Below are 8721 nucleotides of genomic sequence, written 5' to 3' on the forward strand. Positions count from 1 at the left end.
TGAAGTCAAATGAGAATTTTGATAGTCTGTATTTATGGTATCGATCTAAATAAAAAAGGCTGAATGAACAGCCTTTCTAGTTTTTTTAAGTGTTAGCTATTATCTCAGCATTATACCGATCAGCTCATCCAAGGTAATACTCGTCTTGAAAACCTATCAGCTTGCCCAAGGCGAATAGCGCTGTTGTGACGCATTCTATAAAGCGCTTGGTAGCATAAAGGCACAAGGTAAAGACTGGTCACGGTTGAGAAGGTGAGGCCGCCAATAATCGCAATCGCCATTGGCGAGTACGACGGGCCGCCGCCACCGAGCTGCGTATCACCCATGGCAAGTGGCACTAAGCCTAATACTGTGGTGCCAACGGTCATTAATACCGGGCGCAGCCTTGTGTAGCATACGGCGCTAATGGTGTCGGATAGTTCGTTAAGTTCTGGTGAAAGTTGATTGATTTGATCCACCAATACAATGCCGTTATTGACCACAATACCCATCAAGATCAAAATCCCAATCATCGCCATAATTGACATAGGCGTACCCGTAAATAGTAGTGCCCAAAATACGCCGGTAATGGAGAATAGGATTGAGGTGATAATTGCAGTTGGCAATAATAACGACTCAAACAGCGCGGCCATGACTATGTAGATCATCGCAATCGCCAAGATCATATTGGTTGCCATTACCGCTTCATCTTCATCTTGTTTTTGAAAGCCACCTCTTAATGAATAGCCGTAACCTGCAGGGAAGTTAACGTTGTCCATCACTTGAGTGATTTTGTTCTGCGCTTCCTCAGTCGTCAGTTCATCTAGATTTGCACCAATCGACAGTGCGGTCTGTCTATCGTAATGCCGAATGGTATCGAATCTTGGTAAAACCTCAACCTTGGCCAAGCTGTCTAAGGTGTAGACACGGTTATCGATGCGGATCACTGGCAGTTGTTTTAACTTCTCAAGCGATAATCGCCATTGCTGCTCAAACGACATTTCGATACGCAGTTCTCCATTGGGATCATGGCGAAATGATCGTAGAGGTGTACCTCGAAGCGCCATCGAGATGCTCGAGGCAATTTCATTGAGCTTAAGATCGAGTCTCGCGGCCATTTGGCGGTCGATGCGGATCACCACTTCTTGTTGGGCACCGTTTAATTCAGAACGCACATCAGTGAGTCCATCAATATTGCTAAGCAGAGGAATGACTTGCTGGCTAAGGCGAATTAACTCAGAAGTTGAACGACCAGTGAGAGAGACGCGCACACCGTTGTTTTCCCCACCCCAGCCAAATTGTGGCTTAGCGATGGCAAACTTAGGAAAACCTTCACGAATGGTTTTCTTGAGTGCTTTCATATCGACTTCGGTATCTTCTTTTAAAATCAATGTCGATTGACCTCTGTCGGCAGAAAAGTAGCTGTATACCGAATCAATTTGGAACTTGTCTTTATTGGCATATAGGTAGCTTTCCATCTTAGTTATCATGGCTTCGGTGACATCTAAACTATGGCGGCCTTCCACTTGATAGTTAATGTATAAACGATTATTGCCTTCACCATCTGATTGATCCTGGCTGACCATACTCAGGGGCAGTGCAGTTGACGCTAAGATCACGAAAGCTAACACACCCGATAGGCGTGGGTGAGCTAAGATCCAGTTGAGGCTACGACGATAGTTTGTTTGCAACCGACTCTGCTTAGTCGTCTTTTTGGCTTTAAAAGTCATTTTACTGAGCATTAATGGCAGCAGAGTTTTAGCGACTAACAAAGATGCAGCCAGTGAAATACAGATAGCGATAGCCACATGTTCTAAAAAGATGGTGAGCTCGACTTTGACGCCGAAAATATTGGGTAAAAATACGATTGCCGTGGTCATGGTGCCCGCTAGTACAGCAAGCGAGACTTTGTCGACGCCCAGAAGAATCGCGCTCGTCGTCATCGGTGCATTGACCGCTTTTTGCTCATCAGCGCTAGCACTCGGTTTAGCATTGCCATCAGTATCGAGTGCCTGCTTTTCTTGCAGTACGCTTTCGGTCACGACCACGGCGTTATCAATCAACATACCTACCGCAAGTAATAAGCCCATCATAGACAAGATATTGAGGCTGTAGCCAAGTAAATACATGGCAGCGAGGGTCATGCAGATAGCAATCGGCACAGAAGAGACAATCACTAAGGTCATTTTTAGATCGCGAAGAAACAGGTACAGAACGACAAATGACAGTAGGGCGCCAATTAACCCCGCAGCAAGTAAATCGCGCAGCGATGAGGTAACCCCATAGGCCTGATCTTCCATGACAAACAGTTTAATGCCCTCAAACTGTGAGTCCTGTTTAGCCTCATCAATGACCTTCATGACGCGTTCTGATACCTCGACTAGATTCGCACCAGACTCTTTAAAGACATCTAAACCCACGGCGTAGTTCTGATCTAAATGACGGCCATCTAATCGCTCCGGCAGTGAAAAACTGACCGTTGCAATATCCCCTAAGGTGATCCCCGGCGCGAGCACTAAGGCGGTAATATCATCTAAGTTTCTAAACTCGCCCTTTGGCGAGACTTGATAAACACGAGAGTCAGTTTTTAGCACCCCCGCGTTAATGACAAAGTTTTCTTGCTGTAAACGGCGGTTAAGTGCTTGGACTGAAATATTGCTCGATGCCAGCTTATCGGCATTAATGCGAATTTCAATCTGCTTCTGTTCAACCCCATAAAGTGTAACCTGTGATACGCCTTCAACGCGCTCAAGCGGTCTTTTAAGCTGCTTGTCGAGCAGGTCAAACGCGCTAGATAGTTCGCGGTCGCTCGATATTCGCAAGTTGAGTACTGGCATATCGGCGGTACTAAATTGCCTGATAAACACTCGCTCAACATCTTTAGGCAGTAAATGGCGCACCGCATCGATTTTTTCGCGGGCTTCTAAGCTTTTGGTGGCAACGTTTTCTTCCCATTTCATTCTTAGCTCAATTTCAGCACCATTTTGTGAAGAACTCGAACGTAGCTCCTCAATACCGCCCATTGTGGCTAATGACTCCTCCAGTATATTAGTGATATCACGTTCCACTTCCGCAGGTGTTGAGCCTTTATAAGGCACCTCAACAATAACTTGAGGGATGTCGATGCCTGGGAACATCTCAAGTGGTAGTAATCGACTTGAAGCAAGGCCAAAGAGTAGGATTGCCACAAAAAACATTGTGGTGGTCACGGGCCTTGCAATGGCTAAGCGGGTGATATTCATGCTTTGCCTCCTTCAAGCGTTTGCTTGTTGACTACAACTGTCTCACTGTTATTTTTATCAAATTCCTTTCGGTCATACTCTTTTCTGTCAAAGACGGCATAAAGTACAGGCAGCACAACCAAAGTCAGTAAGGTCGACAAAGATAGACCGAAAATGACAGTAATCGCCATTGGCGCCCTCACTTCACTGCCATCACCTAGGCCAAACGCCATAGGAGATAGGCCCAGAGCGGTGGTCATTGTGGTCATGATAATTGGACGTAAACGGGATTTGGCTGCGTTTGAGATTGCAGTCAGCTTATCTTCGCCACTTTGACGTAGTTGGTTAATTCTATCGACCAGTACAATGGCGTTATTAACCACAATCCCCGCGAGCATAATAAGGCCGATAAACACCACCACACTGAGATGGGTTTGGGTGATATACAGACCTAAAATACTGCCACCTACCGCCATTGGTACCGCGATAAGGATGAGTAGGGGGTGCAGCAGTGATTCAAATTGACTCGCCATCACCAAGTAAACTAAAAACACCGCTAATACTAAGGCAATTTGTAGAGACTTGAATGAATGCTCCATCTCCTCGTTCTGACCACCAAAGCGGGCTTGAACTGAAGTTGGCAGCGTTTGCGCGGCTAAAATATCGCGAGCGGTTAGCACGGCATCATTTAAGTCCCCGTATGCCAAGTTTGCAGACACAATGGCAACTCGTTGCTGGCTAATGCGGTTAATCGCAGAGGGACCAAGTTTTAGGCTGACATCAGCTACTGCGCTGAGCGATATAGGATGACTACTGTTTGGATTAATAATCATCGAATCGATATCGCTTATCTGATTGCGTTCTTCGAGTTCGCTACGGACCAATATGTCAATTTTACGATCTCTCACTGTGTACTGACTGGCAATCGTACCGCCAATGCGCTGGGCAATGCGGTTAGCGACGGTAGGAGCATCCATACCCAGTGCGGCTAATCGTTCATGGTCAAAGCGAATGCTAAGTTCTGGTTGGCCATCACGTAAACTGGTATTGATATCGGCAAAACGGTCAGATCCCGCTAAGGCATCGACTAAATTGTCGGCAGTTTGCTTAAGTTGGCCTAAATCGTAACCAATCAGCTCAATCTCCAGTGGGGTTTTGAAGCTAAATAGCTCAGGGTGTTGCACCTTGGCTTCAAGCTCAGGAATGCGCATTGCTGTTGCACGTAGCTTATTCGCAACAGCATCAAAGGCATTATGATCGCTAAGCACAACTTGTAAACGCCCCCAGTTTTCACCCCCGCGTGAGGTGTCTGATGTCATTAAGCCACCACTACCTGCCTGACTATAGGCATGCTTTACATCGCTGCGATCTTTTATCGACAGCGCAAGGGTTCGCAGTACGCGATCTGTTTGAGCCACTTCAGTTCCAGGTGGCAGTAACACCTCCACATAAAACTCGCCTTGATTCATCGGTGGAATTAGCTCCATGCCAAGGCGCGGTATTAACAGCGTCGCTCCCGCAGTGACAGCAATCGCAATAGATAGCGTTAAGACGCGAAACTTAAGTGCGGCGGCTAATAGCTTATGATAGAAGCGCTCTAATTTGTGGTAGCCCCAGTTAAACGCGCCGCTAATGGGGCGCATTATCAACCCAGTTAACCAAGATAGACTACGTCCCACAATAAGCACTAAGGTTAAGAGTGCGCTTGGCAGATAGTTAAATATCAATACAAAAGGAAACGAAAAGACTGTTGCACTGTAATGTTTCAATTTGGCGATTTTAGTCTGAGGCTTTGGCTTAATGGTTTGTTCCAATAAAGGCGGCAAGGCTTTAAAGCCTTCGCGAGAGGCCAGCATCGGAATTGTCGTGAGCGCGACAAGCAATGAGGCGAGTAGGGCGAAGGTGACAGTTAACGCTTGGTCGGAAAACAGCGCTCCTGCTACACCATCGACAAACACTAATGGTACAAATACCGCAAGGGTGGTGAGGGTTGAAGCAAAAATAGCGCCGGCGACCTCTTTGGTCCCCGTAACCGCAGCTTCGAGTCGGTTCATACCGAGCGACTTACAGCGGTCGATGTTTTCTAGCACCACAATGGCGTTATCAACGAGCAGTCCTACAGCTAAGGCAATTCCCCCTAGTGACATGATGTTAAGGCTGATATTGGCAAAGTACATCATATTGAAGGTTGCGATAACCGAAAACGGAATAGAAATTGAGATAATCAGGGTCGGAATAATATCTCTTAGAAACAGGTAGATGACTAGCATCGATAGCAAGCTACCTATCAAGGCTGCAGTGGTGACCTCATTAACAGCACTTTCAATAAATTCAGATTGATCGTAAATAACCTTTAATTCAGCCTTGGCATTACGCTCATTAAGTTTATTCAGTTCAGCGGTGACTTTACGAGCCACGGCAACAGTATTGGCATCACCTTCTTTATAAATGGCCAGTTCAATCGACTCTTTATCGCCTATGCGAGTAATGTCATTGCGCTCTTTAAAAGCATCGACGATTTGGGCGACTTCAAAGAGGCGAACCAGTGTTTGCTCATCACGGTAGATCACTATCTGGCCGAGCTCATCAAGCGAGTTAAACTGATTAAGAGTACGAACTAAGTATTCTTTGTCACCTTGGATTACTTTACCTGCCGAAAGGTTAATATTCTCTTCGGCAATACGACTGCGGATAAGATCTGCGCTTAAATTAAGCTGAGTGAGTTTTTGCTGGTTTAACTGAATATGAACTTCTTGCTGTAATCCACCTGAAAGCCTGACCGCTGCAACGCCAGATAAAGACTCAAGTTGGCGCTTTAACTCCTCTTCTGCATAAGTGCGCATCTGTTTTAATTCAGTTTCGCTCATCCCATCTGTTGTGCTTTGTCCGCTTTCACTGACATCTGCAACGGATAGGGCTAAACGTACTATGGGGTCTAAATTAGGGTTGAAACGCAGTAATAATGGCTTTTTCACATCCAGAGGCAACTCAATGGTGTCGAGCTTTTCTCGTACATCTAAGCTTGCCATATCCATATCTGTGCCCCATTCAAACTCAAGCACAACATCAGACATGCCTGAGCGAGAAATTGAGCTGATTTTTCTAAGCCCCTTTACAATACCTGCAGACTCTTCAATGGGCTTAGACACAAGTTGCTCGACTTCAACGGGCGCCGCACCCACATATAGCGTACGAATAGTGATGGTCGGATAGCTCAAGTCAGGTAAAAGCTTTACCGCAAGGCGAGAGAATCCCACCATGCCGAAAAGAATGACCGCAAACATAAACATCCATACTGTTACCGGTCGATTAACCGCAGTTTTTATAATAGACATAACGTGCTCCGTTGTTACTTATCTATTTAGCTGACGCTAGATCTAATGAATGAGTTAACTCAACTGTCGCTTGAGGCTGAAATTTTTTGATAATAGACACCGCAGTCTCCCTATTTATTTGGCAGACGCTAGGTCTAATGAATTGATGACTTCGACTAATGATTGATCTTTGAGATTCTGTTGACCGCGGATCACAATCTGTTCTCCAGGCTCAATACCGGCGACGATTTCAACGGTATCGGCTTCGCGATAGCCAAGAGAGACACTGCGGCGATCGGCATTTTCACCATCGATAACATAGAGGGCAAATTCGTTGTCTTGGTTTATCACTGCGTTGTAAGGCACTGTGATGACATTACTATGAGTGTCGTACTTAAGCTCAACACGTGTGAACATACCGGCTTTAAGTGTGGCATTTTGATTTGGCACTGACAGCGTGACTTTAAAGGTGCCGCTTTGTGGATCAACGATGGGGCTGATCCGCAATACTGTCGCGTGAGTGGTTTGTTGGAGATGTTTATTAGCGTAAATCTCGGCTTGTTGGCCTAAACGAAGGTGCTGAAGTTGTTGCTCTGGCAGATGTACTATGCCGTAAAGTTCGTCTTGATTAACCACGTAAAATAGTTCATCAAACTCTTTCGCCATATTGCCAGATTTGACAAAGCGGGTGGCAACGATGCCATCGATAGGCGAGCGGATCAGACTTTCTTGGACATAAAGCGCGGCTAAATCTCGCTTTGCCATGGCGGCCTGTAGGTTGTATTCAAGTTTTGCCATAGAGTCGGCACTGAAAAACTCTTTATTGGTTATCTTTTTAAGGCGATTTAATTCTTGCTCAATGATCTCTACTTCTGCTTGAGAGCGGTCTAAATCAAACTTCTGTCTCTTAGAGTCGATAACAGCTAACAGTTGGCCCTTTTTAACTCTATCGCCTTCTTCAACCTTAATCTCTTGGATTAGACCAGCCACTCGAGTGACAACGTTAGCTTCTTGAGGTGCTTCTAATGTGGCAGTCGTGCTGTAAAAAGAAGAAACATCTCCTTGGATGACGGTTGCAGTCTCAACAGGAACAGCATACTTCTCTTCTTCCTTAGCTTGCTCTTCTGCGCCACATGCACTTAATAGTGTTGCGATTAGTAGAGTTAAAATGATTCTATTTTTATTTAACGTTTCCATGTAAGTAGGCCCTAATTCGATTTTCCGATAGCCTGATAAAGCAGGATGTGTGCCAAAGTTAAAAGTTCTTTTTATTCAACGGCTTATATTCATGCTGTGTTCGTTTTTTGTGTTTTGATTACAAAATGTAGCGAAAAGTTACATATGTTGGTTTTTTTAACAAAAATATACTCTGCTGACGATTTACTGTCTATTTACTGCCTTTAGCTAACTTTATAACAGTGCTTTATAACGATTTCTCACAGATATGAGTTGTGACTAATTGAAAGGTTTAGGCTAGATGAGCCATCAATATCGCGTATTTAGCTAACGGATATGACAGTTTTTACTATGTAGAAACGCCTTTTTTGCTGTCATTAGCATTTTTCATGATGAATTTTATTTGGCGTATTTACTCGTCGGATATAGTCGTCGCAATGAGTTATAAACATGACGAATTGATACAATTTATTGAGGAGATATCGCTATTGAGTGGCTAACGGCTTGCTGGGTTACTCACTAATGTTACTGTTTGAGCTCCGCTAGTTTGAGAGCCGCTTGCTTGAAAGTCGCTTGTTTTTTAAATATGACTGGATGCTACTTGTTTGAACATACTACTGCTTGAGTACTGCTAATTTGAGTACGGACTGCTGAAATATCGAGCAAGAGTAATGGGGAGTAGCGAATTAGGCGCAATAAAAAGGTCGTCGTATCTCAATTTAAGTGACGAGCTTAAATGTGATGATGACTGATATTTATCCGCGTTTATCTAAATCGATAAAGTCACGCTTAGCATCACCCGTATAAAGCTGGCGAGGACGACTGATCTTATGACCTGGCTGATCTAGCATCTCTTTCCAATGTGCAATCCAACCGACTGTGCGGGCTAACGCGAACCATATTGGGTGAACATGCCGGAATACTCTATAGGATAGAACCAGATAATAAAAAAGGCACTCAATGAGTGCCTTTTAGGTCGTCGTATCTCAATTTAAGTGACGAGCTTAAATGTGATGATGACTGATATTTAT

At 44.8% G+C, this 8721-nt stretch carries 4 protein-coding genes; all 4 read right to left on the reverse strand.

All coding sequences use genetic code 11. From position 1 onward, the window contains the following. Positions 1 to 119: 119 nt before the first annotated feature. Positions 120 to 3221: an efflux RND transporter permease subunit gene (locus ACVBIU_RS18220; RefSeq protein WP_447164489.1), complete on the reverse strand. Its 3102-nt coding sequence runs from the start codon at positions 3219 to 3221 to the stop codon at positions 120 to 122. Continuing rightward, on the reverse strand, positions 3218 to 6535 hold the full coding sequence (locus tag ACVBIU_RS18225) for an efflux RND transporter permease subunit (RefSeq protein WP_447164490.1): 3318 nt from the start codon (positions 6533 to 6535) through the stop codon (positions 3218 to 3220). Before ACVBIU_RS18225 ends, ACVBIU_RS18220 begins: the two co-directional genes overlap by 4 nt. Before the next feature lie 114 nt (positions 6536 to 6649). Further along, complete coding sequence (locus ACVBIU_RS18230; RefSeq protein ID WP_447162220.1) at positions 6650 to 7711, reverse strand: efflux RND transporter periplasmic adaptor subunit; 1062 nt, start codon at positions 7709 to 7711, stop codon at positions 6650 to 6652. A 734-nt stretch (positions 7712 to 8445) separates the two neighbouring features. Beyond that, the gene (locus ACVBIU_RS18235) at positions 8446 to 8652 is read right to left on the reverse strand and encodes a citrate/2-methylcitrate synthase (protein WP_447164492.1); all 207 of its coding nucleotides are present in this window, start codon (positions 8650 to 8652) and stop codon (positions 8446 to 8448) included. Positions 8653 to 8721 lie beyond the last annotated feature (69 nt).

The sequence above is a fragment of the Shewanella sp. 30m-14 genome (assembly GCF_052977125.1).